Annotated in this window: 17 protein-coding genes; 6 read left to right on the plus strand and 11 right to left on the minus strand. The window is 58.6% G+C overall.

The genetic code is table 11. The features are described from left to right. Window positions 1-186 precede the first annotated feature (186 nt). A complete protein-coding gene (locus tag Mal65_RS12540; protein WP_145297979.1) occupies window positions 187-1,950 on the plus strand; it encodes a ShlB/FhaC/HecB family hemolysin secretion/activation protein in 1,764 nt (587 codons plus the stop codon). Window positions 1,951-2,058: 108 nt separating this feature from the next. Here Mal65_RS12540 and Mal65_RS12545 read toward each other — a convergent pair whose 3' ends face one another. From Mal65_RS12545 to Mal65_RS12565, 5 genes are all read right to left on the minus strand, one after another. Next, window positions 2,059-2,283: a helix-turn-helix domain-containing protein gene (locus Mal65_RS12545; RefSeq protein WP_145297982.1), complete on the minus strand. Its 225-nt coding sequence runs from the start codon at window positions 2,281-2,283 to the stop codon at window positions 2,059-2,061. Window positions 2,284-2,292: 9 nt separating this feature from the next. Continuing rightward, a complete protein-coding gene (locus tag Mal65_RS12550) occupies window positions 2,293-2,838 on the minus strand; it encodes a DUF2975 domain-containing protein (protein ID WP_231131357.1) in 546 nt (181 codons plus the stop codon). Between the two features lie 226 nt (window positions 2,839-3,064). Beyond that, complete coding sequence (locus Mal65_RS12555; protein ID WP_165701233.1) at window positions 3,065-4,192, minus strand: IS4 family transposase; 1,128 nt, start codon at window positions 4,190-4,192, stop codon at window positions 3,065-3,067. A gap of 2 nt (window positions 4,193-4,194) precedes the next feature. After that, window positions 4,195-5,381, minus strand: a protein-coding gene (locus tag Mal65_RS12560; RefSeq protein ID WP_145293271.1) for an IS3 family transposase whose coding sequence is annotated in 2 segments (ribosomal slippage) — window positions 4,195-5,111 and window positions 5,111-5,381 — 1,188 coding nt in all. Because the reading frame shifts where the segments join, the coding sequence is not laid out codon by codon here. 38 nt (window positions 5,382-5,419) lie between these two features. Further along, entirely contained in the window at window positions 5,420-5,692 is a 273-nt protein-coding gene (locus Mal65_RS12565) for a hypothetical protein (protein WP_145297993.1), read from the minus strand. Between the two features lie 361 nt (window positions 5,693-6,053). Here Mal65_RS12565 and Mal65_RS12570 point away from each other — a divergent pair, with 361 nt between their 5' ends. From Mal65_RS12570 to ltrA, 3 genes are all read left to right on the plus strand, one after another. Next, complete coding sequence (locus tag Mal65_RS12570; protein WP_165701234.1) at window positions 6,054-7,034, plus strand: hypothetical protein; 981 nt, start codon at window positions 6,054-6,056, stop codon at window positions 7,032-7,034. A gap of 179 nt (window positions 7,035-7,213) precedes the next feature. Further along, a complete protein-coding gene (locus tag Mal65_RS26470) occupies window positions 7,214-7,438 on the plus strand; it encodes a hypothetical protein (protein ID WP_165701235.1) in 225 nt (74 codons plus the stop codon). A gap of 387 nt (window positions 7,439-7,825) precedes the next feature. Then, window positions 7,826-9,319, plus strand: coding sequence for a group II intron reverse transcriptase/maturase (gene ltrA / locus Mal65_RS12575; protein ID WP_196784796.1), 1,494 nt, complete (start codon window positions 7,826-7,828; stop codon window positions 9,317-9,319). Window positions 9,320-9,911: 592 nt separating this feature from the next. Here the strand turns inward: ltrA and Mal65_RS12580 are convergent. The 5 genes from Mal65_RS12580 to Mal65_RS12600 form a co-directional block, all read right to left on the minus strand. Beyond that, window positions 9,912-15,323, minus strand: a complete 5,412-nt coding sequence (locus Mal65_RS12580) for an SdrD B-like domain-containing protein (RefSeq protein ID WP_449252308.1) — start codon at window positions 15,321-15,323, stop codon at window positions 9,912-9,914. A 222-nt stretch (window positions 15,324-15,545) separates the two neighbouring features. Beyond that, window positions 15,546-16,709 (minus strand): WD40 repeat domain-containing protein, encoded by a 1,164-nt coding sequence (locus tag Mal65_RS12585; protein ID WP_165701236.1) that lies wholly within the window; start codon window positions 16,707-16,709, stop codon window positions 15,546-15,548. Window positions 16,710-16,925: 216 nt separating this feature from the next. Next, the gene (locus Mal65_RS12590) at window positions 16,926-17,951 is read right to left on the minus strand and encodes a glutamate--tRNA ligase family protein (RefSeq protein WP_145298005.1); all 1,026 of its coding nucleotides are present in this window, start codon (window positions 17,949-17,951) and stop codon (window positions 16,926-16,928) included. Further along, window positions 17,938-19,332 carry an asparagine--tRNA ligase gene (asnS, locus tag Mal65_RS12595; protein ID WP_145298008.1) on the minus strand — a complete coding sequence of 465 codons (1,395 nt, stop codon included), beginning with the start codon at window positions 19,330-19,332 and terminating at the stop codon, window positions 17,938-17,940. The genes Mal65_RS12590 and asnS overlap by 14 nt, the downstream gene beginning before the upstream one ends. 116 nt (window positions 19,333-19,448) lie before the next feature. After that, complete coding sequence (locus Mal65_RS12600; RefSeq protein WP_145298010.1) at window positions 19,449-21,050, minus strand: NRAMP family divalent metal cation transporter; 1,602 nt, start codon at window positions 21,048-21,050, stop codon at window positions 19,449-19,451. A 557-nt stretch (window positions 21,051-21,607) separates the two neighbouring features. Here Mal65_RS12600 and Mal65_RS12605 point away from each other — a divergent pair. Then, complete coding sequence (locus tag Mal65_RS12605) at window positions 21,608-21,880, plus strand: hypothetical protein (RefSeq protein WP_145298013.1); 273 nt, start codon at window positions 21,608-21,610, stop codon at window positions 21,878-21,880. Here the strand turns inward: Mal65_RS12605 and Mal65_RS12610 are convergent. Continuing rightward, window positions 21,856-22,929: an NAD(P)/FAD-dependent oxidoreductase gene (locus Mal65_RS12610; protein WP_145298015.1), complete on the minus strand. Its 1,074-nt coding sequence runs from the start codon at window positions 22,927-22,929 to the stop codon at window positions 21,856-21,858. The two genes, Mal65_RS12605 and Mal65_RS12610, sit on opposite strands and share 25 nt — an antisense overlap. Before the next feature lie 411 nt (window positions 22,930-23,340). Here Mal65_RS12610 and Mal65_RS12615 point away from each other — a divergent pair, with 411 nt between their 5' ends. Then, on the plus strand, window positions 23,341-25,209 hold the full coding sequence (locus Mal65_RS12615; RefSeq protein WP_145298018.1) for a carbon starvation CstA family protein: 1,869 nt from the start codon (window positions 23,341-23,343) through the stop codon (window positions 25,207-25,209). Window positions 25,210-25,236: the final 27 nt, after the last annotated feature.

The following is a 25,236-nucleotide window of genomic DNA, read 5'->3' on the forward strand; positions in this document are numbered from 1 at the left end:
CGCATCCTGGTACGCGTGCCGCGGGAAACCCCCGCTTCTGTATGCGTTAACCTGCGATCTGGGTGGCATGTTTCCGATCTGAATGCTGCTCGGTCATAGCGCACGATGCCCCATGCCGCGCCTGGTTACTTGCCCCCCTTGATGCACCGCCCGACGCGATCGGCCACTGGTAAAGGATTACCACGAATGAAAATTTCATGGAGACGCTCCGCGCTGGCCGGATGTCTAGCGGCCACCGCGTTCTTCGCTCATGCCACGCAGACGCAGGCCCAGAACTACGAGCGTTACAAGCCGCTGTCGGTGCCGAGCCAAAGGTTCAATCAACCGACGGTTCAGCCTGAATCGTTGGACCCGGTCGAAGGAAGCGACAAGGTTCTGGTCGACGCGCTGGCGGGCGTGATCATTTTGGATCATGCCGACAAGGTGGACGCCGAAGATGCCCATGATGGGGTCGCCGGGATCCAGCATGACTTTGACGATCGATCGTCGCTGGTCTATGGATCGGGGGTGCAGTCGATCGTCTATCGCTATCTGGATGGACCGGTGACGCTGCGTCGGCTGAACCAGATGTCGCGCGACATCATCACCTATTACCGCAAATGTGGTCAGCCGGTTGTCGACGTCGTTATTCCCGAACAAAAGATCACTTCGGGGGTTGTCCAGATCGTCGTGACCGAAGCACGAATCGGTTCGGTCACGATGACCGATGGCTGTGTGTTCGAAGCGGAAGATCTATGCCACTGGGTTCAGTGTACGCGCCGCGGCGACAAGATCTTTGAAAGTAAACTGAACAACGATTTGTTCTGGTTGAACCAAAATCCGTTCCGACGTGTTTCCGTTGACATGCGTCCCGGTGATATCGAAGGCACGACAGACATCATCTTTGACATCGATGACGTTTGCCCGATTCGAGTGTATTCCGGATACGAAGACACGGGCGTGCGGACGTTGGGCTTGGAACGGTTGTATGCCGGAATGATCTATGGCAATGCATTCGGCAAAGGCGGCATCCTTAGCTATCAGTACACGGCCGATGCGGAGTTCTATCGGTTGAATGCTCACAGCGTCAGTTACGCGCAACCGGTCAGCCGCAAAATCAGCTGGAACGCCTATGGCAGTTGGGCCGGTGTGACGCCGACGATTCCAACGGTCAATCAGGATGGTGAAAGCTGGCAACTGGGGATGGGCATCACTCACCACCTACAGAAGACTCGGTGGGTGGACACTAACTGGTCGCTGGGTGTTGATTTCAAACAAACGAACAACAACCTTGAATTCGGCGGTCAGTTGGTTCAGAACTCGGCGGCTGATTTGATCCAGCTTCGATTGTCGTTCCAGCATCTTCGCCGTGGTTGCCGCGACCAGTACGGGTTGCTGATGTGGGATTCGTTTGTCGGGCCCGGTGCCGGATTCACCGGCGATCACAACACGGCCGCTTTCAACACGATCCGTGCCAACACGACGCCGGACTATTTCTACACACGGCTTCGTGCCGAACGCCTGTGGAACGTGCAGCAGAACTGGCAACTGATGGGGCGTTTTGTCGGTCAGTTGGCATCGGAACGACTGTTGTTCAGCGAAACGCTTGGCTTCGGCGGCTACGATTCCATTCGCGGGTATGATCAGCGTGTTTACAGCAGCGATGACGGTTGGTTTGCATCGCTCGAGTTCGGGCCGCGAATGAAACGTTTCGGTTGCTGTTCCAATCCGAACACCTTTCGCGCCTTCACGTTTGTCGACATGGGCAGCGGATCGAACATCGATCCGTTGCCGGGCGAATTCGGCGACGAGTTCTTGATCAGCATGGGCCTGGGAATGCGTCTGACGCTGACCGATCGGACATCTTTGCGAGCGTCCTATGGTCACGGTTTCGAAAAGATCCCCGGTGCCGCAAGTCGCGACCGAGTCCATATCGGCTTCGTGTCCCTGTTCGGTCCACGCGTTCGCTAACGCAAAATTACCCCGTAGCTGGACTCGCCAGAGTTCAGGTCTGGACACGCCCGCCCTCGTATCTGGATTTGCCAGAGTTCAGGGTTAGGTCCACCGCCAATCGACGTCTCAACCCGACTTCGCGTCCGACTCGTCTTCCTGGACCAGGATGTCGCCCGGCTGGCATTCCAAGACACGACAGATCGCGTCCAGAGTGCTAAAGCGGATCGCCTTCGCCTTTCCCGTCTTCAAGATGGATAGATTGGCCAGGGTGATGCCCACTTCTTCCGCCAATTGGGTCAACGAGATCTCACGCTCCTTCATGACCCGACTCAAGTTGACTTTGATCGCCATCGATTCACCTCAAATCGTCAACGATTGTTCGTCGCGCAACCTTGTGCCGTGCCGAAAGACTTCGGATAGGACTAGCATCGCAATCGCGACCACCAACAGTTCCAGGTCAAGATGGATTCGTCCGTTGAAGTTGAATCCTTCGGGGCGAGCCATGATGTCGACAAATCCGGACATCGCCAAACGCCCGAAGCAGACGATCAATTCAAACGCAAGAATCAGCAGCCCAATGATGCGAATTCGACGCGCGTTTGCGACGGCGAAAGGATCGTCCTGGTCCACCGTTTTCATGATGTCGCGGAGCTGCTTGATAAAGAACAGGCCGACAAGGAAGCAGGGCACGATCACCATCGCGGCGAATGCGCGCTGAACCAAGCCGGCCCGAACGCCGTTACCCGACGCAGGGAATTGCAGCGTGACCGGGATTCCGTCGGGGAATGCAAAATCAAGTGATCGCCCTTGCCGGTCATGGACCGAGAAGGCCGTCGTATCAATGTCGCTGGCATACCCCAAAACGGCGAACGAAAGTTTTTCAGAGGGTGCCGCGATTAGAAACAACAGACAGGTGGCGAACCCAAGCAAGGTAAGCCACCACCAGCACGCCAGGACGAATTTTAAGCATCGAAAAGAGAACGGCTTTGACGACATCGAGGACCTCCATTGGATTTATCGCTAAACGGTAAACTGGGGGATCGGTCTAGGCAATGTCCGATTTATTGTTTTGCGATAAAAACTTTGGTCGTGATTCGCACCCCATATCTCAAGCCTTCATCGGTCAATGCCGTCAGGATGCATCCGGAAACATCAGGATCGAGCAGTTTTCCGATTGAACAACCCGCTGCATTCCGACGTGGGAAGGCAAAAAAGACGCCTGACCCCTTTGTCTTGCTGACCCCTTTGTCTTGCTCATCTCGTAGGTCCGTTTGTTCGGTTGACCCCCGGTGTAGATCAGGATCAGCAGGCAAGCGATGATGGCTAAGTACATTTGAATCTCGACGCCTGCCGGCTTGGTGCTCAGTAGATGCCGACAGCCCAGAAGCTGTTTGATCATTCGGAAGAACAGTTCGATGAGCCAGCGAAGCCGGTAGGCTTCGGCAATCAGTTCCGCCGGAACGTCCATTAAGTTCGTGACCAATCGCAGTCGACCATCGCAGTGAGAGCCTTTGCTGCCAGTGCGGACATGCGGCGGGACTTCGATTTCGATGTAACGAACCGGATGATCGCTTGCGACCGTTTTGCGGTTGCTGGTGTGAGCTCCCAAAACGACTTCTCGGTCGATGCGGACACCGGCGTCGCGATCTGCTGCGGTTAGGTCTCGCTCACAAAGGATCTTCGGCGTGCTGTTGTCGCGGGCTCGGCAAATGTAGCTGCTTCGGGCGGCGTTGATTTGGTTGAACAATTCAAACTTGGCATACCCACGATCAATCACATAGCAGCGATCTGGTTGCAAGACGGAAGCCAGGACTGCCTTTTCGTCATCTTTCCCCTTGGGCTTGGCTGGCGTGGCATCGATTCGCTCGGGGATTCCGCGAAGGATCTCGAAATGAGTGTGCATGCGGTATCCATCAACCGACCTACCTTTAGTCGTTCCGCCTGCCTTATCAGGCAGCCAAGCCAAAGATGCCACACGCACGGCCGTCTTGAAGACGCTGCCATCGACGGCGGTGAGTTGATGTCCGATCACATCAAACTTCGATGGGTCGGCCGAGGGCACTTCGGTAGCAAGCTCCGCGGCGATCTTCTTGAGCGGCTCGGGGTCAAAGATGCTCACCGACTCGGAGAGCGATCCCAGCGAAGCTCGCCCGACGCCGAACTTCTTCTGGACATCTTTGAGTGTGCTGGCTTGCTGTAGTCCACGAAGCGATGTCAGGATCGGATTGAACATCTGGAATGCCCCCATTTCCTGATCCACGGTTATGAGAGTACGGGTTGGTTAAACGATTCCACAGTGGGCTGCTTCCGCGAAGGGAGCGCAGCGAACGAAGCGGAAGCAGCCCACTGTGAAGCAAACTCCGCTGGGGCCATTCCACCGATGCCGCTGTGCGGACGTCGATGGTTGTACGTTTGACGCCATGACTCAATGATCGACTGTGCCTCGGACAAGCTGCTGAACAGCTCGCACGATAAACACTCATCGCGAAGCCTGCTGTGGAAGCTTTCGACGTAGCCGTTCTGCCAGGGACTGCCCGGTTCGATGTAGGAAGTCCCCACCTCAATGAAGTCCAGAAAGGAGCGGACCGCCTTGCTGATGAACTCCGGGCCATTGTCGCTGCGGATGAACGACGGGATGCCGCGGCTGACGAATAAGTCGCTCAACAGCGCCACCAAATCGTCGCCGGTGAACTTTCGACCCACTTCCAGTGCAATGCACTCACGAGTGAACTCGTCGATCAGAGAGAGGATCTTCAACGAGCGACCGTCTTCGGTTCGATCAAAGATGAAGTCGACCGACCAAACGTGATTGGGGTACTCGGCCGATCGACGAATGACGCCGCCTTCGGAGTTACCCAATCGTCGCTTTTTCGCCTTTTTGACCGGCACCTTGAGACCTTGTTGTTTCCAGAGTCGGTGGATTCGTTTGAAGTTCACACGCCAGCCTTCCTGCCGCAGAAGACGAGTGATGCGTCGATAGCCATAGCGAGGAAACTCGCTGACGAGTTCCAGTATTCGAGCAACCAGACGTGGTTCGTCTTCTTTTGCGTTTGGCCGGTATCGTTGGCTACTTCGCGATTGGCCGAGCGTCCTGCAAGCCCGACGCTCCGAGACGCCGAAGCAACTCTGCAACTTGCAGGCTGCTTCACGGCGACGCGTCGGGCTTAGAAGTTTCCCTCGGCGATCACCTTGAGCATTCGCTTATCGAGTTCTGCTTCGGCCAGCAGTTCTTTGAGCTTCTGGTTCTCGATTTCGAGTTCGCGAAGCCGTCGAGCCTCATCGGACTTCATGCCGCCGTACTGCTTCTTCCATCGCATCCAGGTCGATTCAACAATCCCAAGCTTCTGGTACACCTCCGCCAGGCTCTTGCCGGCGGCCAACATGGCTTCACCCGCGGCGATCGCCTTGACGATCTGTTCGGGCTTACGTCGCTTTCGTGCTTGTTTCATCTCGAGAGTCTCCTTGGCCGTTATTGGCCAGTACACTCTCATAACTTATGGACCAGTTTTTGGGGAGCACGCCACATCCACATAAGAACTAGCACGCCGTACTGGTCCATGTGCAAATCACGATTGCAGGATTTGTCGCGTGCAGTACCGATCTCGTGCAGGGAATCCAACAGTGGCCGGATCTTCTTGAAGAACTTCAGGCCCTGCAGTTCCGCGGCGCGAATATCAGGCGAGTCTTCCGAGGCCGCATCCCTGTCGCTGCCGAGGCTCTCGGTCGTTGGGCTTCGTTGTTTAGGGGGTCGGTTCGGCACTGACTCATCCGCTGCGTGTCAAACTGGCGGAACATCCGCCAAATTTGAATGCTTGCGCAATCGCCGTGCCAAAAGTCGTTAAAATTCAATGCGCAACTTTCGTGCCGAACAGTATTGCGCCTGACCCCTTTGGATTGCTGATGTATCGTGAGCTAGAAACACCGGTACCTCCGTCAATATAGTTTGCATCCAGTGGATTTTGCGAAGACTTCGCGTCGCTGCGCGAGGTTTGTCGCGGGCATTGGACCTGCTTCGCCGCGCACGCGAAACGCGGCGAGCGTTAGATTTCTCTTTGGAATTGTCGAGGCACTAGACATTGAACATATGCCAACGACGGATTCACGTCGCTATCTGCGTGTCCATGAGTTGGTTCGCGACGACGAAATGTCGCGCAGACGACGATGAGTACGCACTGGCCGGCCTTAGGTTTGACACGCCCTCGGCTGAACAAACGGATAAGGTCATGGAAGATCTCCAGGATCTCGACGTTGCACCGGCAGAGTCCGATTCGTTTTGCGTATTGGCGCGCGGCTTAACATCAATGTCCGGAAAAGTTCGTGGCGAAGCGGTGGCCAAGCTCACTCAGTTCGCGTTTCTGATTGCGGAAAACTCGGCAACACGCAGACGTCGCTATCTGAGCGTAGAGAGTATTGTCTTTTCTGACGGTAAGCCTGCTAGTGCCAATGGTACTGCAGGCGGAATTGCACCGGTAAGGCCTCGAAACACGGTTTTGGACCTGCTAATCGACGGATCGACGGAACCGCCAACTTACGTGCTTCATGATGGAGCAGGAAGGCAAGTGCGAGACATCCCAATTGACCCAAAGCTGCGTTTCGCAAGCAGAACCCTGTTCGACCCTCTGATAGCTTCGGTAAATCCCGTGCCAGTTATCGCACGGCGTGGGCTTTCGATCGAATGGCAACGTTTTTCGCGAAAGCTCCTGCATGGCTACGCTCCGCGTGGATCAGGTCATGCGGTTCGGTTCGTGTTTCCGGACAAGAATACTCTTATCGAGTCAGAAGCGACGACTGGAACGTACAAGGATATCTTGTTTGCAAATGATGTTCCTGTACTAACTGAACACTCTACGGGACCGGTTCCAGCCCATATGAGTGTCGACAGTCGGAGAATTAGTTCGCGTACCCGCACCGAGTGGAAGGAATTTCCACCATCCTTCGTGCGGCCGTCAAAGTTGCGTGCTGTGCGTATCTCGGATCGCAATCCCAGCGAAGTGGAAGCTGAATTTGTTTGGCTATTCAACGAGCGGGTCGACGATACTGTTTTTGACGCAAGCTCTGTTGGTGAGCTTCATTTCGGCATCTTTTCGGATCACTTCGACTGAGGTCGTGTGCGGTCGCGGGAGTGTTCTGGGCTCTTTCGCCGAATCAGTGGTCCAATTTGAGGTTGAGCAGCCGAGCGAATGCCACTCCCTCCGGCCTCTCCCACAAAGGCAGTCGCTGTGCTCCGTCTGCACCAGCCATCGGTCGCCCAGTCGCTTCGCTCGAACAGGGCGAGCGACCGATGGCCGCTCCAACGAAGGCGGCTCGGACCAGTTTTGACTCAAAAGTGCATCTCTTCAGCGAATCGATTATAGATGTTGTTGTTCAAGCAGCAACCATTTCGGAATGCATCAAAGAGATGCACCTCAAAACTATCCTCAACCACGTCGAAAAGCAGAATTATGCGGTGTGGGCATTCATGCGGATTCCACGCTGTCGATCCGAGTTCAATCCGAGTTTTGAGTGAGCAAGACAAAGGGGGCAGGGAGTGCCGGGATAAAACCGGTTTGGAATAGAAAGTGAGAGTCTTTTACGAAGAAGGTTTAGCCAACTGCTTCGGCCCCTGCCGGAGGTGCGATGAAGGTAACGACGTCGTGCTGAGCATCCGATCCGGGGGAAACGTAGGCCAGCTATTGAGCTCCGGAATCTTTATGCTTCCGTGTGCCGACTTTGTCCTGACAAGGGGAAGGCAACATCGGGTCGATCGCTACTTGGGCGAGATCGATGCGAACACGGCGGAGTCTGTGAACCTGTGCATGCGTGGACATTCCAAACGCGAGAACCGGGAGATCCCATCGGTGGCCAGGCAGCAAGCTTGGTCCGGTCAGGGAACCACTCAGTGGGAAAGCCTGACATGAACGCCGATGGGAAGTCAGACGGCTTCGTAGTACCGCCGACTCGGATGAACAACGCGGGGGCTGAACCCTCGGCGGAGTCCGCCGAGGGAAGGGAGCCGACGAAGAAGAACGCAGATCAAACCGACGTGTCCCGCGCACCGAAGCGGAAACGTGGCAGGTCTTACGGTTTGGCAGGCGTGCGTGAGACGGCTCGGGCGCAGCCCGAGTTGAAGTTCACGTCGTTGCTGCATCACGTCAACGAGAACCTGTTGACCGAAGCCTTCTTCGATTTGAAGAAGACCGCGGCGGTGGGCGTCGATGTAGTGACGTGGCACGACTACGAACAGGGCCTGGAAGATCGCATCGCCGATCTTCACGGTCGCGTTCATCGGGGAAGCTACCGAGCAAAGCCTTCGAAGAGAATCTACATCACCAAAGCCGATGGGCGCGAGCGTCCAATCGGGATTGCTTCGCTGGAGGACAAGGTCGTCCAGAAAGCGGTCGGTTGGGTTTTGCAGTGCATCTACGAGCAGGACTTTCTCGGCTTCAGCTATGGCTTCCGGCCCGGAAGGAGTCAGCACAAGGCGCTCGATGCGCTCAGTGTTGCTTTGACGAGCAAGAAGGTGAACTGGGTATTGGACGCCGATGTGAAAGGTTTCTTTGACAACATGAACCATGACTGGTTGATGAAGTTTCTGGAACACCGCATCGCGGACAAACGTGTGCTCCGTTTGATCGGCAAATGGCTTCGTGCCGGTGTCAGTGATGACGGGGAGTGGTCCGAGACGAAGGTGGGGACGCCACAGGTAGCGGTGATTTCCCCGCTGCTTGCGAACATATACCTTCACTACGTCTTAGACCTCTGGATTCAAAGCTGGCGTAATCGTCGCGGTCGTGGCGACATGGTCATCATACGCTTCGCGGATGATTTCGTTGTCGGGTTTCAGCACAAGTACGAGGCCGAAGCGTTCCTGGAAGAACTTCGAGAACGTTTTGCCAAGTTCAGTCTGGAGCTTCACGGCCAAAAGACTCGGCTGATTGAGTTCGGTCGGTTCGCCATGAGCAACCGCAAAGAGCGCGGGGAGGGTCGACCGGAAACGTTCGACTTTCTCGGCTTTACGCACCGCTGTGATGTGACCCGGTCACATGGCTGGTTCACGATCCGTCGCGAGACGATCGCCAAGCGAATGCGTGCAACGCTTGCGGCGATCAAGGCGAAACTGCGTCAGCGTCGGCATTGGCCGGTGGGCGTCGTTGGTAGGTGGCTAGCCCGAGTCATGCGTGGCTGGCTGAACTACCACGCGGTGCCGGGGAACATGGTCCGGTTGCAACAGTTTCGCAATGAAGTCGCTAAGCTTTGGCTTGCCGTGCTTCGTCGCCGAAGCCAACGCAGCACGTGGACATGGACTCGAATGCAACGTCTAGCACGCAAGCATCTGCCAACACCGAGAATCTTACACAGCTACCCTCAGCAAAACTTTCACACCCGATTCGACGTAGGAGCCGGATGAGGTAGACACTCAAGTCCGGATCTGTGCGGGGGGCGGCTGGCAACAGCCGTCCCTACCGCGATCGTCTTTGACAAGTGATCCAGCCGGAGCATTAGTGTGCAACGATGCTTGATGAAGCTGCGGCGAGGCGGCATTGTCGGTGGGCGGCCAAGACGCACGCTTTGCGTTCGGGACGATACCAGGCACATGCCACGAGGAGATTTGGTAGGCCGTGCCAAACGCAACGCAATTCCGGCGGAGACGTCGTGATTTAGGGTTCGGCGGTTGTTTCTGTAGTGCTTCGTCGCTGCGCTCCGCGAACCGGCGTACGTTGAGACTGGGTATGGAGAGCAATACCGGGGATGATTCGTCCCGTAGCTGGATGCGCCAGCATTCAGGCACCACCCCTTCCGTCGGTCCCGCACATCACGCCCTGTCTCCACCACAACACGCTTCAAGGAGCGATCGATATCGGTGTCTCTTGTGACGAGTACGACTCTCTAGGCTTGTCAACCCGCAGGCGTCACCGCAACAAAGACGCCTGACCCCTTTTAGGCGTCGGCCGCAACAAAGACGCCTGACCCCTTTTGGAGCGGTCATCGGTTCGAAGCCGCTAGGAGGCTTCGTCGTAGTAGCCGGGTTCGTCCTTGCCGTCGCCGTCGAAGTCGCCGGTGACCGGTTGGCTGTCGGCACTGCCGCGTGGCACGACAATCCGTTGGTCATTGGCGGTCAGACGCCGGTCACCGTCGGTGTCGATGATCCAGGTGTCGCCGCGTACGACGGCGATTTCGTCGATGCCGTCGCCGTTGAAATCACCGACCACGGGTTCGTCACCGGACTTGCCGAATTCGATGGGATGGTCCTTCGATGTCCAGCGGCCGTCGCCATTGTCATCCAACAGCCACTGGCCGCTGCGGAAGACAGCGATTTGGTCGATACCGTCGCCGTTCCAATCGCCGACAACAGGTTGGTCGACGTGTTCGCCGTACTTGAACACGTGGTCGACTTCATCGGCACGCAGATCACCGCGATTGCCACGTCGCAGCAGACGCTGTTGGTCGTGGTCTTCGGTTTCTTCCAGCATCCGCGCGGCGGCCAGCCGCGCGATGTCGACTTCGGTGCGCCGTCGGTTGGCAGGATCGGGCAGCCCTGGATCGATCTCCACACGTTGGGGGTCTCGGTTCCACTGGCGTCCAAAGATCCCGACGTCGTCTTTGCCGTCACCGTCCCAGTCGCCGACGACCGGTCGGTCGTACTTGGTGCCCAACTGGACCCACAAGTCGCCTTCGTCCCAGACGCCGTTGCCGTTCAAGTCGATGTACCAACGGCCGGCGACATAGATCGCCGTTTCGTCGATTCCATCGCCGTTGAAGTCACCGGTCAATGCGATCGCGTCTCCACCACCCAGGTTGACGCCGGACAACAGATTCACGCCATCGCCCGACATCGCCGACCATGTGCCGGCGGCATATTCGCCTTCGGTCCAAGCCGGATCATTAAATTCCGCGCCGGCGGTGCGAACGATGCCCGACCCGGCGTTTTCGCCGCGTGGGAACCCGGCGTTGATCACGCTAAGGTGCCAGCTGACAGCCCATTCGATCGGGTGCAGCGCCAGGGTGCGAACGGTGTACGGCGCGGCGTATCCGACGAGACGGATCGGGCGATCAAATGTTTCGATCGGCGCGACGACTTCGGGGATCGATTCCGCGTTTTCCGTCAGCGGCGGCGGCAGTGTGGGATCGACCAAGATCTCACTGAAATTGTTCGACGCACTGGTTTCCCCGGCGGCGACGGTCACGTTCAGAATCGCGTCGCTGCCCGGATCCGTGGCTTCGTTGGCCGATAGGGTTTGGAATGTGATCAGTGCCGCCTGATCGACAATGACATCCGCAGGGTTGATCGCGACGCCGCCGGTCGAACCGGGCGTGTCCAACGCATCGATATAGTCATCGGGCTGGACTTGGTAAACGTGATAGGTACCCGGTCGCAGTCCGGTGAACTCGTAGTAGCCGTTGGCGTCGGTGGTGATGCGAACCAATCCGTCGTCGTAGATGCCGGGCAGCATCCGATCGGACGTGAAGATCTGGCCCAGCACGTTCCGCAGTTCCAGTGTGACGCCGGACAGCGGTGTGTCGTCCGCGGTGAACATCCCGTCGCGATAGTCACGCAGGTCTTCGGCGCTGGGGACGAACTGCAACTTCAGCGAATCGCCGTCTTGAAAGACATAGCCGCTGATCGTTGCCGGCGGGACTTCCGGGAAGTTGTACTGGACCGCGTCGTCACCGCCACGCAGTTCGACAGCGACAATCAAGTCATCGCCGCCGACGGTTCCGCCGTGGCTGCCGACGGTCTCGCCACCGTGGAAGTAGCCTTCGGGTTGGAATTCGCGAACCGAGTAGACGCCCGGTGCCAGATCGGTGAACTGGTAGTATCCGGACGCGTTGGTGGTGGTCCGACCGGCGACTTGGCCTTCGGCGTCAATGATTTCGACGACGACGCCGGACAGAGCCAGTTCGTCACCATCGAATTGGCGATCCAGGTCTTGGTCGCTCCAGACGTATCCCGAAAGACTGGCGGGCAACTGTTCGCAGAAGTCGTAGTCGACCAGTTCGACGCCGGCCATCACGTCGACCGACATGTGATCTTGGCCCAAGATGGTACCGCCACCGCTGCCCAGTTTCTGGCCGCCTTGGTAGTAACCGTCGGGTTGGTGCTCAATGATCTGGTAGGTGCCCGGGGCCAGGTTGTCGAACTGATAATTGCCGTCGGCATCCGTGGTTGTCGTCGCCACGATGTTGCCGGCTTCATCGATCAAGTCGACGCGAACGCCCGCCAACGGATCTTCTTCCGGATCGTAGACGCAATCACGGTCGGCGTCGACGTAAACGGTCCCCGAAAGGCTGGACGGCGGCAGTTCGCAGAAATCATAGTCGGTCAAGTCTTTGCCGATGCCGATGTCCACGGCCATGTGGTCGTCGCCCAAGATTTGGCCGCCGCCGCTGCCCAGCATCTGGCCGCCTTGGAAGTAGCCTTCGGGCTGATGTTCGATGACTTGGTAGGTTCCGTGTCGCAGATTGGTGAATCGATAATTGCCGTCGGCGTCGGTGGTCGTCGTCATGACGATGCGACCGTCGGCGTCCAACAGATCGATGCGAACGCCTTGTAGCGGTGGTTCGTCGTCGTCTTGAAAACAATCACCGTCTCGGTCGACGTACACGGTGCCGGCCAGGCTGGACGGTTCCAGTTCACAGAAGTTGTACTGGATCAGTCGATCGCCCCAGGAGATCGGCACGCTGCTGATCGTGTCTTGGACCGAATCGTCGCCGCCGGCCGATCCGGCTTGTTGTCCGCCCTGCAACCAACCGGCGGGCTGAATCTCGCGGACCGTGTACATGCCGGCCTGCAGATGCGTGAAGCTGTAGTGCCCCGATGCATCGGTTTGTGTTGTGGCGACCAAGTTCCCATCGGCGTCATACAGTTCGACGGTGACGCCATCGATGCCGATCTCTTGGGGATCAAAAACGCAATCTCCGTCGGCGTCGTTGTAGACGTATCCGGAAATCTCCGCCGGCGGACGTTCGCAAAAGTCATAGTTGACCGCGACTTCACCGGAGGCAAGGTCGACTTGGCCGATGCGGTTGGGGCCATCGGACAATCCGCCCGCCGAACCGGGTTTGGAACCACCTTCGAAGTACCCCGCGGGAGTTTCTTCGATCACCGTGTATCGGCCGGGCACCAAGTTGTCGAACTTATAGTTTCCGTCCGCGTCGGTCGTCGTCATGGCGATCTCGTTGCCGCTGGCGTCCAGCAAGCGAATGACGACACCCTCCAGCATCGGTTCACCGGGATCCAATTCACAGTCTTCGTCCAAGTCGACGTGGACCCGGCCCGCTAATGACGCCGGCAGAAGTTCGCCGAAGTTGTATTCGACGCCAAGGTCGCCTTGTTTCAATTCGATGGCGGCCAAGGAATCACCGTCGCCGCCCAGCTGGCCGACATGCGTGCCGCGGATCGTGCCGACAGAATCTTTACCGTCGTAGAAACCGTCTGGCTGGTGTTCGCGGATCGTGTAGTCACCGGGCAAGATGTCGGCAAAGCGATAAAAGCCGTTGGCATCCGTCGTGGTCGTCGCGATCACGTTGCCGGATGAGTCCACCAGGTCCAAACGCGTACCAGCAATCCCGGTCTCCGATGCATCGCGTTGTCCGTCGTTCGATGCGTCGTGATAAACGTAGCCGCTGATGTCGGCCGGCGCGGCTTCACAGAAGTTGTACTCCGTGCCGTGGCCACCTGCGATCATCACGATGTCTTGAATCAGGCCGCCGTCGATCGAATTCCCGACCGTGACCGTTCCGATTCGACCGACGTGGGACGATCCGTCAATCAGGCCATCGGGTGTGATTTCGCGGATACGGTACTGGCCTTTGGTCAGGTCGTCAAAGAAGTACCGACCGTCGACATCGGTGACCGTTTGAGCGATGAACTGGCCGTCCATCGTTTCCAAAATGATCTCGACGTCCTGCAGCGGCGTGTTCCCTTCCGCTTCACGGATGCCGTCACAGTCTTGGCCGGGCCCCAGCAGATAGACATAACCGGAAAGCGATCCCAGCGGTAATTCGCCAAAGTTGTATTCGATACCGTCGTCGCCGCCGTCCAGCTGAACACCGACGATGCTGTCACCCGGGTTGACCGCCGATCCGACCACGATGCCGTCGATCGTCCCGGCCGCATCGGTGCCGTCTTGCAAGTCGACCGGTTGGTCCAACTGGATGATTTGGTAGTTGCCCGGTGCCAGGCCGGTGAATTGGTAAGCACCGGCGGCGTTGGTCGTCGCGATCAGACCCGACTGCGCGGCGATCGTATCGACGGGGATCAATTGAACGCGGATGCCCGACAAGGGGACTTCGCCGGGATCACGACGGCCATTGTCATTGTCGTCGCGATAGACGAAGCCGGACACCGATGCCGGATCGGCTTCGGCAAAGTCATACAGGATCGCTTCGGTATCACCGTCGACGATCAAGATGTTAGACATTGAGTTGACGTTTTCGACGTTGCCGACCGTTTGGCCTTCGACTTGACCCAAAACCGCACCGACGCTGAACAGTCCGTCGGGCTGAGCTTGGACGACTTTGTATTCGCCGGGCATCAGACCCAATGATTTTGCAAACTCATAGTGTCCATCGGCACCGGTCACGGCACGCAGCCCGGTATCGACAAAGGAGTTCCCTTGTTTTTGATACAACGCGATTTCAACGCCTTCGAGAACGCGTTCGCCAGATTCGCGTTTCAGGTCCAAGTCGTTGTCGACCCAGACGTATCCGCTGATCGACACCGGCTTTGGCGTCTGCACGGTGGTTCCGACGGCGGCGGCGCTACGGTTGGGCCGGCTGTCGATATGGGTGCCTTCGTCCGGCGGCAAGTCCAAGCCGTGGCTGGACGCGGGATCGCCAAAGTCGTTGACGAACAGCGCATCGGCGACCGACGTTTCGTAATGCGGCGCGTTGAAGGTGGCTTCCAAAATGGAATCCTGGAACTCTTGTCCCGATGTGATCACGTCCAATCCGGCGTTGAACGTGTCCAGGTCGGAACTTTGCCGCAGGACTTCGTCGACGTCCATCGTGAACTCCAAGCGGTCACCGGCTTGGAAGTTGGTCAGACGCAGGATCAGTTCTTGACCGCCGTCTTCGACAAAGGCTTGCGCGGTGGCGACGCGACCATCGGCCGTTTCAATCTTGACGATTTCAAAATCGTGGGCACCGTTTTTGCCCAGACCACCGATGGCGGTGTCAAAGATCGGATCGCCGATGCTGACGCCGTCGCCGTACTTGTCGGTGTTGATCCGCAGTTCGGTCAGTTCTGTCCCCGGGGCGCCACCGGTGAAGGACAGGATGAATCGGTCGCCGCGTGAATCACTGCCGACGTCTTGGTCCGATTCCAAATAATCCGTTTCCAGATAGACCACACCGACATGAATCGGATCGGCCGCCATCAACCGTCGTGATTCCAAGCGTTCCGGATGCAGACCGCGTCGTGAGACCGCCGCACGGGATCCGTTGGCGGGTGTCGAAGCGGTTCGTTTTTTTCGTTTCCGTTTCCAGATCACGTTGGATGCCTCCGTGCCCCTGATGGCAGTGTGACGCCCATCCGATGGGCGACGATTTGATTGGCGGAAAGGATGGATGGGGGATCATCGATCGCCGGGATGATGATCCGTCGATTGGACGTTTGCGGTTGCCTGGCGGACTTAGCGATCCAGACGGTTGGGCCGTTCGACGATGCGGTCTTCTCGACCGGCCAATTGCGGAACGGATTCCTGCAGCGAATGCAGATCCCAGCGTCGGATCGTGGCGTCATAGCTGCCGGAATACAGCCACTGGCCGGCCTGGGCGACATCGCTGATCGTCCCGCGGTGTCCGGCCAAATGTCCGATCAGTTCGCCAGCGTCGGTGTCGATCAGATGGATGCGATTGTCGCTGCCACCGGCCGCGGCGATGCGGCTGTCCAGCATCGTCACGCAGAACAAACGACAGTTGCCGACGTGCACGCGGCGGGCGATCTTGCGATCGTTGACGTCAAAGACCACCACGTCGCCGTCTTCGCCCACCGAGACCATCGAATCGGAACCACGACGGAACGCCATGCTGCGGATCCGTCCCCGGTGCAACGGGTGGTCACCGTCGGCTTTGACCGGATCGGTGTTGAACAAATGCACGTCACCCACGCGACCGCCCACGGCCATGACTTTGCCGTCGGGGCTGAAGGCGATGGTGCGAAGGTCGCGACATCCACAGCGCAGCTTGGTTTGTGCGGCAGGCTTTCCGATCAAAAAGACTTCTTCGTCGAAGCCGACCGCCGCCATCTGACGTCCGGATGGATGGAATCGCACGCAGGTCAGCGCCGGGGCGCCGTCGATGTGTTGAGTGGCAGCGAAGTCCGCGGCGCTGTGGCGGATCACGATGCAACCGTCGTTGCCGGATGACACCAGCCGGTGTCCGGAATCGTCAAAGGCCAGGGTTCGAATCACATCGCGATGGTGATGCGTGGCATCGTCGGTCACCGTTCGCACGACTTCCATCGTTTCCGCGTCGATCAGGCGAATGGCCAAGTCGTCACCAGCGGCGGCGATCAGACGGCCGGCCGGATCCGCGGCGATCGCGGTGATGACAACGGCTTGATCGTCTTCGCTGATGTGTCGAAGCCGTAAGATTTGGCCGTCGTGCGGGACCCGCATGTTGACGGTCAACTGTGTCGCTTCGGGTGGCGCCGCACTGGACGGCCGCGTCCAATCGACTGGCGATGCGATCAAGGCGGCGGCCAACAGACGACCAAGAGCGGACCGACGGGACACGATTCGTGTGGACCGCGACACATCGGCGGGGCCGGACGCCCGGGATGGATTCGATGGCATGGATCGGACCGTGGGGGAATTCGGGTGCGAAGCGACGATTCCCACGCCGGGCCTGGATGACGGCGGACCGTGACGACGGGCAAGATCGTCGGCGGTACCGGCGCGTCGGTGGCGCACGGCGTGGCTTTGTCGTTCATCGGCCCGCCCGTTGGCCCGCATGACCCGAATAATCGGAAAACTGAGTGAAACAGAAGTTTCCCCGGCCGTGGCGTCGGATCAGCCCAATCGTGTCCATTTTGACGGCACCACCACACGATCGCGGTTCACGGTTGTCCAGTCCATTTGGGCGGCGATGTGGCGATGCAATCGGCTCGTTTCCCAAGCACCGGGCTCCGGCAGATCGCCGATCCCCAACGACCGGGCGGCCCACAGGATCACGTCTTGCGGGTCAACGCCACAGCGACGCAGATGGTCCAGACGCGTATCGCCGTGTCGTTTGGCCAGCCGCCGTCCGTCGTCTCCGATGACCAGGGGAACGTGAGCGTAGCTGGGCACCGAAAGCCCCAATGCGTCGGCCAGATCAATTTGCCAGAACGTGCTGTCGATCAAGTCGTCACCGCGAACGACTTCCGTCACGCCCATCGCATCGTCATCGAGGATCACGGCCAACTGATAGGCGGCTTCCCCCGTCTTGCGCGTCACGGGAACATCGCCCAAGTCGCGGCTCGGGTTCAACGACTGGGAACCGGCAACGGCATCATCAAAGTCGACGACTTGGTCGCGGACTCGAAATCGCCAGCAATACGTGCCCTGCGGTGGAATCGGATCGCCTTCGGTCCAATCGCTGCACAGACCGGGATAGATCATGTGGCCGAATTCCACATGCGGTGCCGATGCGGCGCTTTCGATGTCACGCCGTGTGCAGGTGCATGGATAGACACGGCCCAGTGATCGCAGCTTGGCGATCGCCTGGTCGTATCGATCGGTACGTTGCGTTTGGATGTACGGACCGTTGGGGCCACCGACATCGGGGCCTTCGTCCCAGTCGATGCCCAGCCAACGCAGATCGTCGATCGCTTGTTGGATCGCCCAGGGTTTGACGCGAGGCGAATCGATGTCTTCGATCCGCAGCACCATCGGGGCCGATTGCCGGATCATCGACCAATGCGCGATTAGGTACGTCCGCGCGTTGCCGGGATGTTGGGCGCCGGTGGGCGATGGCGCCAGGCGGCCTTTGACCGACGGTGGGGTGTGAGCCGTTTCCGGGTCGGGCGGTTTCTGGGTGCGGTCAGAATTCGGCATTGCCGGGCGTTCGAGGGAACGGGATCACGTCGCGGATGTTGGCCATTCCCGAGACATACTGGACGACGCGTTCCAGGCCCAAGCCGAATCCGGCGTGCGGGACGGTTCCGTACCGCCGCAGATCGATGTACCACCAATAATCGTCTTGGTTCAATCCGGCTTGGTCCATTCGTCGGGTCAACACGTCCAGTCGTTCTTCACGTTGACTGCCGCCGATGATTTCACCCACGCCGGGAACCAACACGTCCATCGCGGCAACGGTTTTCTCGTCATCGCTCAGCCGCATGTAGAACGGTTTGATGGTCGATGGATAGTCGGTCAAGATCACCGGACCGCCGACATGTTGTTCGGTCAGATAGCGTTCGTGTTCGGCTTGCAGATCGACGCCCCAGGAAACCGGGTATTCGAATTTCGCGTCAGCCTTTTCCAACACCTCGATCGCATCGGTGTACGTCATGTGACGAAACGGTGCTTCGGCAACGGCGGTCAACTGGTCCAAGATACCCGGCTGGATTCGCTGGTTAAAAAACTGCATGTCTTCGTCACAGCGATCCAGGCAATCCCGCAGCAATCGCTTCAAGTATCGTTCGGCCAACGCCATGTTGTCCGACAGGTCGAAGAAGGCGGCTTCCGGTTCGACCATCCAAAATTCGGCCAGGTGCCGGCTGGTGTTGCTGTTTTCGGCACGGAACGTTGGTCCGAACGTGTACACGCGGCCCAGCGCGGTGGCATAAGTTTCCGCGTTCAATTGGCCGCTGACGGTCAGATAGGCGGGCCGATCAAAAAAGTCCAACTCGTGATTGACGGGTTTGCCCGACGCCGCCAGCCGGTCCAAATCCAGTGTTGTGACGCGGAACATTTCGCCCGCCCCTTCGCAATCGCTGGCCGTGATGATCGGCGTGTTCAGATAAAAGAACCCTTCGTCGTGAAAAAAGTCGTGCGTCGACCGGCTGATCGAATCACGGACTCGCATCACCGCGCCGAAGGTGTTGGTTCGGGGCCGAAGGTGGGCCCATTCACGTAGCTTTTCAAAGCTGTGGCGTTTTTTCTGCAGCGGATACGTTTCGCCGTCGGCCCAACCCAGGACGCGGATCTGGTCGGCCTGCATTTCGGTCGCCTGGCCTTTGGCGGGCGATGCGGCCAAGCTTCCGATGGCGACAATGCTGCACCCGGCCCCCAGACGCTTGATTTCGGATTCATAGTTCTTCAGTTCCCCGGGCGCGACGATCTGTAAACTGCCGAAACAGCTGCCGTCGTTCACCTCAATGAAACTGAACCCGCCTTTGGAATCACGGCGCGTCCGTACCCAGCCGCGAACTTCGACATCGGGTCCAATCGCCGATTCTTTTCGGGCTTCCGCCACCGAGGTCCAAGTGCTCATCTTGTCATCGTCCTTGTTCCGGGCACTCTCGTAGGAACGCTCTGGGGTTTAACGTTGGAAACAGGTTTGTGTTTGGAAGCCGGTTTTGCCGCTGGATGGCGGGAGGTCGAATGACCTTAACAGGCCCTCGAATCGACCGGCACCACCAGTTCGGCCGCGGGCTCTTTGGCCGGCATGATCTTCTTGATCACGTTGCCGTAGATCTTGATCCCCGATCCGATGGTGGCCACCGCCAGCGCGATCACCAGGATGGTATTGAACAGCAATCGCGGGAACCCACTGCCAACGGCGTCGCCGATGTAGCTGCGTTTGTTGTTCATGATCAAGAACGTCAGGTAAGCGATCGGCAGCATCGTGAAGCAAACCGCCGATGCCGCGACCGGGAACCAAATCGGCAACGTCGCCACGACGCCCAGGATGCCGATGGCGGGAGTCAGGGCGAACAATCGGAAACGCTTTTTGGTTTGTTCCAATCCCAGCATTTCACAGAACGTGAACCCACAAACGACCATGTGAGTGCTGATCGCCCCGCAGGTCATCCCGATCAAACCCAAGTCGAAGATCACGCGGCCGGCGTTTTCGCCAAGCACACCACCGAGCGCCTTGGCCGCACCCAGCGGGCGAATCGTTGTGTTGACGACATCCGCGCCGTCGTAAACTCCGCCGACCTTCATCGCGATGATCACCAGCGAGGTCACCAGCACGAAGGGCAAGAACATCGTCATGCCTAAATCCCAGCGGGCGAGCTTTTTGTGGTGAACGCCCCAACCCTTTTTCAGCAGCGAGTACGGATACAGGAACGTCATGTTGATACCGACCGCGGCACCAAGCATCCCCAGTACTTGAGTGACCGTGCTGTTGTTCAGTGAACCATCGACGTTCCACAGGTTCGGGATTCCGTACCAGCCGATGAAGCCTTTGAGGATCTCCCCCGACTCGGCCGCCACGACATCAATTTTGGCGACCACCACGATTCCGAACATCACGACGACCAAGGCAATGCAGCCGCGTAGAAACCATTCGTAAATTCGAACGCCTTTGGAATCACCGCCGTAGTTGAACGTGGTCACGATGTTGATGCAGAGGATCAAAATCCCGATCCCGAAACTGATCGCCAAGCCGGCTGGGGTGAATCCCAGTCCCAAGGGCGTGCTTTCGCTGGTGACCTTGCTAAGGTTCGCTTTGGCCTGGTCAATGACCGCGGGATCATTCGTCTTCATCGCCTCGTCGACGACACTGCTGGCCGCGGTGATCTCCGGCGGGATGCTGACGATTTCCTGCAACGCACCCAGGTCACGCGCCGCACTGGCGGCCAGACCATATTGCGGAAAGTGCCAAATGATCGACGACATGATCGTGCCCAGTGCCCACAGGACGACCAGCCATTTTCCGATCTCGCGTCCGAACGATTTGTAGGGTCGTTCACCCGTGGTCAAAACCACGTTGCTGAGTGCACCGAGCATCATGACGCCCAAGAACATCGCAACCGGCTGGACCCACAACAGCTTGTATCCAAACGATGCACCGGCGATCACCGATGCCGCGGCACTGCCGGCGCCCAATGTCATGGCACTTTGCAGCAACCCGGGGCCGGTGCGTTTGATGTAGCCCAACGCCGAAGATGCAAAGGGCAGCCCGTTGAGACGTTCGAGCTCAGCGATCTCAGCTTTCATTTCTTCCGAAACGGCTGCTTGGGATGTGCTTGCTTGTTCTGACATTGCTGAGTCCTGAGGGGGGCTGTCAACACAGGGGGGAATGGGGGCAACGCGCAGAGGACATCGATCGAAGCACCGCCTAACGCACCGCGAGGGATCGACAGAATATCAGACGCTGTGGGCCGACGAAACTAGCAGGAAAGGTTCAGCGGGGGCGCAAAGATCATCCACCCAAACACAACGACGCGCCCGAGTGGTTTGCATGTCTGGGAAAGCTTGCAAGCCGGACCTTCCGCTATGCGGCTTGCGGTGCGGCCGGTGTTGGCATTGTTCCATTGCGATTCAGCCAGAAGAATCGCGATCCGGCCAACAGAATTCCGACGACGATGGTCGACGGTTCACCCCCGGGCATGGCGCCGCCGCAGCACCGTCATTCGTCAAATCGTGCCAACATGTCGCACGTCGCAAAAACGTGCCGAATGGTCCGTCATTTCGAGCTAGGGTTTTCCTGTCGGACACAGCGATCAACGATGCGGGGGCGTCGTTGATCGATGGAAGGCACCAACGATCCGGCGACCCATCTTTTCTGAACGTCTTTTTCGGGGCACCCAATCATGCGGATGACGCTGTTCAGCTTCGTCGTTTGTTTGACCGGTTTACTTGTCGCATCGGGCCTGTCGGGGCAAAGCGAACCTGCTGGAAAGTTGCGACTGCGGCCAGTCAACGTCGCCACCAATGGCGGCGACGTCGGGAAAGAATTGCGTTTCAACGATTCGCGACTCACCCAGCGAACCGCCGGACGCTTAGACAGATCGCCGGCCCACAACGCGGATCGGTTGCCGGCCCGCGAAACGACCGGCCATGCCGATCACACGTCTTTTTCGCCCAGGTAGCGTTCGGCGTCCAATGCGGCCATGCACCCGGTGCCGGCTGATGTGATCGCTTGACGGTAATAATCGTCGGCAACGTCACCGGCGGCGAATACCCCGTCGACTTCGGTGTTGGTCCGGAACGGTTTGGTCCACTGCAGATAGCCTTCGTCGTTCATCTTCAGGGCGTCTTTCAGGAACGCCGTGTTGGGCGTGTGGCCGATCGCCAAGAACAATCCGCCGACGTCCAAGTTTTCCGTTTCGTCATCCACGGTGCTCTTCAGCCGCAACGCGTTGACTTGGTTGCCGTCACCCAAGACTTCGTCGACGACACGGTTCCACTTGATTTCGATGTTGGGGTGATTCATCGCGCGGTCTTGCATCACCTTGCTGGCGCGCATTTCGTCGCGACGGATGATCATGTAGATCGTCGCGGCGTTCTTCAGGTTGGCCAGATACGTGGCCTCTTCCACCGCGGAATCACCACCGCCGACGACGGCCAACGGCTTGCTGCGATAGATCGGCAAAGCGCCGTCACAGACCGCACACGCGCTGACGCCTTTGTTCTTGTAGGCTTCTTCGCTGGGCAGACCCAGGTAATTCGCACGCGCGCCGGTCGCCACGATCACGGTGTGCGTCTTCACCGATTCGCCGCTGCCGGTGTGCAGCGTGTGGACGCCGCCGCTGTTGAAATCCACGCCGACAATGTCATCGGAAACGACTTTGGTGCCGAAATTCAGCGCCTGTTGTTTCATCAACTCCATCAGCTCGACGCCTTGGACGGCGTAGTGTGGCTGGCCGTCTTTTTCGTGACCTTGGGGGACCATGGGCAAGTTGTAATGCCGGTCCTTGTCGACGGCGGATTCGACGAATGCACGGATGTTGCCGGCCGGAAAGCCCGCAAAGTTTTCGACTTCCGTCGTGTATGCCAACTGGCCCAGCGGGATCATTTCCGGCTTGACCGTTCCCTCGTACAAGACCGGATTCAGGTTGGCGCGGGCGGCGTAGATGGCGGCCGACCAGCCGGCCGGTCCGCTGCCGATGATGATGGTTTTTTCGATGGAGTCAGCCATGGATCTGTCTTTCCTCACAGAAGGTGAATGCTGGTGTCGTTGTCGGATCGTTCGTGTCGCTGGAAGGCCATCGACGAAGGCGTCATCATGGCAATGGCCAAATGAACCGGATGAGTGCCAAGCGGAGCCGCGTCAATCAAAACGCCCGTCATGCCGAGACGGCATTTTTGGGAATCGGGCAAGCCGAAATTTGCCCGCCGGGGCTCCGCAGCGCCGTGTGCGTCCGGTTCGGCAGCGTTAGTATAGGTGGCCACCAATATCCGCCCCAGGGGCGACCATTGCCCGGATTTCTGGCGTCAAATTCGGATCCGTTTTCCGGCACCGCCTGACCTTTTGGCGTGGTGAAAACCGTCCGACGCGTTTGCCGCGACGATCCGCCCGGTCGCCAACCCTTTGCCGTTATCATCGCCCATGAGCACCCTGATTGTCGCCGTCGCTTCGATGCTGGGCTTTCTGGTCGCCTATCACACCTACGGTCGCTGGTTGGCGCGAAAGCTGTTCGCCCTGACCGACGACGCGGTGATGCCCAGCGAAGAATTGCGTGACGATGTCGATTACGTTCCCACCCGGCGGAGCATCGTTTTTGGACACCACTTCACCAGCATCGCGGGAACCGGCCCCATCGTCGGCCCGGCGTTGGCCGTGTTTTGGGGGTGGTTGCCGGCGTTGTTGTGGGTCGTGTTCGGGTCGATCCTGATCGGCGGCGTCCACGATTTGTCGGCTCTGGTGATCAGCATCCGCAACAAGGGCCAGTCGATCGGCCAAGCGGCGGGGCGTTTGGTGTCGCCGCGGGCAAAGATTCTGTTTCTGACCGTCCTGGCGATGGCTTTGTCGGTCGTCCTGGCGATCTTTGGTTTGGTCATCGCCGTGATCTTTGCGTTGTATCCCGAATCGGTGTTAAGCGTATGGATCGCGATGCCCGTGGCGGTGATGATCGGATGGTGGGTGTACCGTCGTGGCGGCGGATTGTTGTTGCCCAGCCTTATCGGTCTGACGTTGCTGTATTTGGCGGTCTATGTCGGGGCGTACCTCATGCCGGTGGATCTGGCCGGGATTTTGCCCGCCGATGCGAAGTACCTGAATCCGGTCGTCGTTTGGACGGTCATCTTGTTGGCCTATGCCTACGTCGCGTCGGTGTTGCCGGTCTGGTTGTTGTTGCAACCGCGTGACTACATCAACAGTCTGCAATTGTTTTTGGCGCTCGCATTGATCGTCATCGGCGTGGGCGTGGCATCGACCACCGGCGCGGCCGACCTGACGCAGTCCGCACCGGCAATCGCCAAAGAAATCCCGGCCGACGCACCGCCGATCTTGCCGTTCCTGTTCATCACGATCGCGTGTGGCGCCTGCAGCGGGTTTCATTGTCTGGTCAGCAGTGGAACGACCAGCAAGCAGTTGGAAAAGGCCGGCGACGCCCAAGCGGTCGGCTATGGCGGCATGTTGTTGGAAGGCATGTTGGCGGTGATCGTGATCCTGGCCTGTTGTGCCGGCGTGGGAATGGGCAAAGTCACGCGGACCGTCGGCGACGACGGCATTGCCTCGTTCAGCCGTCAAGCGGCGACGGGCCAACAGGCGTGGCGCGACTATTACCGCACGGGAGCCGATGGTGATCCCAACGCGGGATGGAAAAAGCAGGACTTGTCGAAAAAGTTGGCCGCGTTTATCGACGGCGGTGCGAACTTTTTGACCGCCGTTGGATTGCCGCTGAAGCTGGGCGTGGCGTTGATGGCGACGCTGGTGGCCTGTTTCGCGGCCACCACGCTGGACACCGCGACTCGGCTGCAACGGTATGTCATCAGCGAATTGGCACTCAGTGCTCGCGCACCAGCCCTGGCCAACAAATACGTGGCGACGGCCATCGCGGTGATCGTGGGGCTGTCGATCGCCGTTTTCGCCGGCGATCAACCGGGCAAGGGCGGTTTGATTCTGTGGCCGTTGTTCGGTGCGACCAACCAGTTGCTTGCCGGGCTGGCGCTGATGGTCGCGTTGTTCTATCTATCACGACGCAGCAAACCGTTGGCGGCGATTCTGTTTCCGATGATCGTAATGATGCTGATGCCGGCCTGGGCGATCACCTATGACTTGTATTGGAACTGGATCCCGTCGGGTTCCACGGTGTTGGTGATTTTCGGCGTCGTCATTCTGGGATTGCAAGTTTGGATGGCGGTCGAAGGCGTGTTGTTGTGGCGACGTTGCCGCGGGGTTTTGGAACCACCGCCGGAGATGCCCGCTGGTCGCGTCGCCCCGCTTCGCGAAAACGTCGCGGTCGCGCAGAATTAGACGCACAACAACGTCGACCGATGCGTC

The organism is Crateriforma conspicua (genome assembly GCF_007752935.1).
GTDB classification, from domain to species: Bacteria; Planctomycetota; Planctomycetia; order Pirellulales; family Pirellulaceae; genus Crateriforma; species Crateriforma conspicua.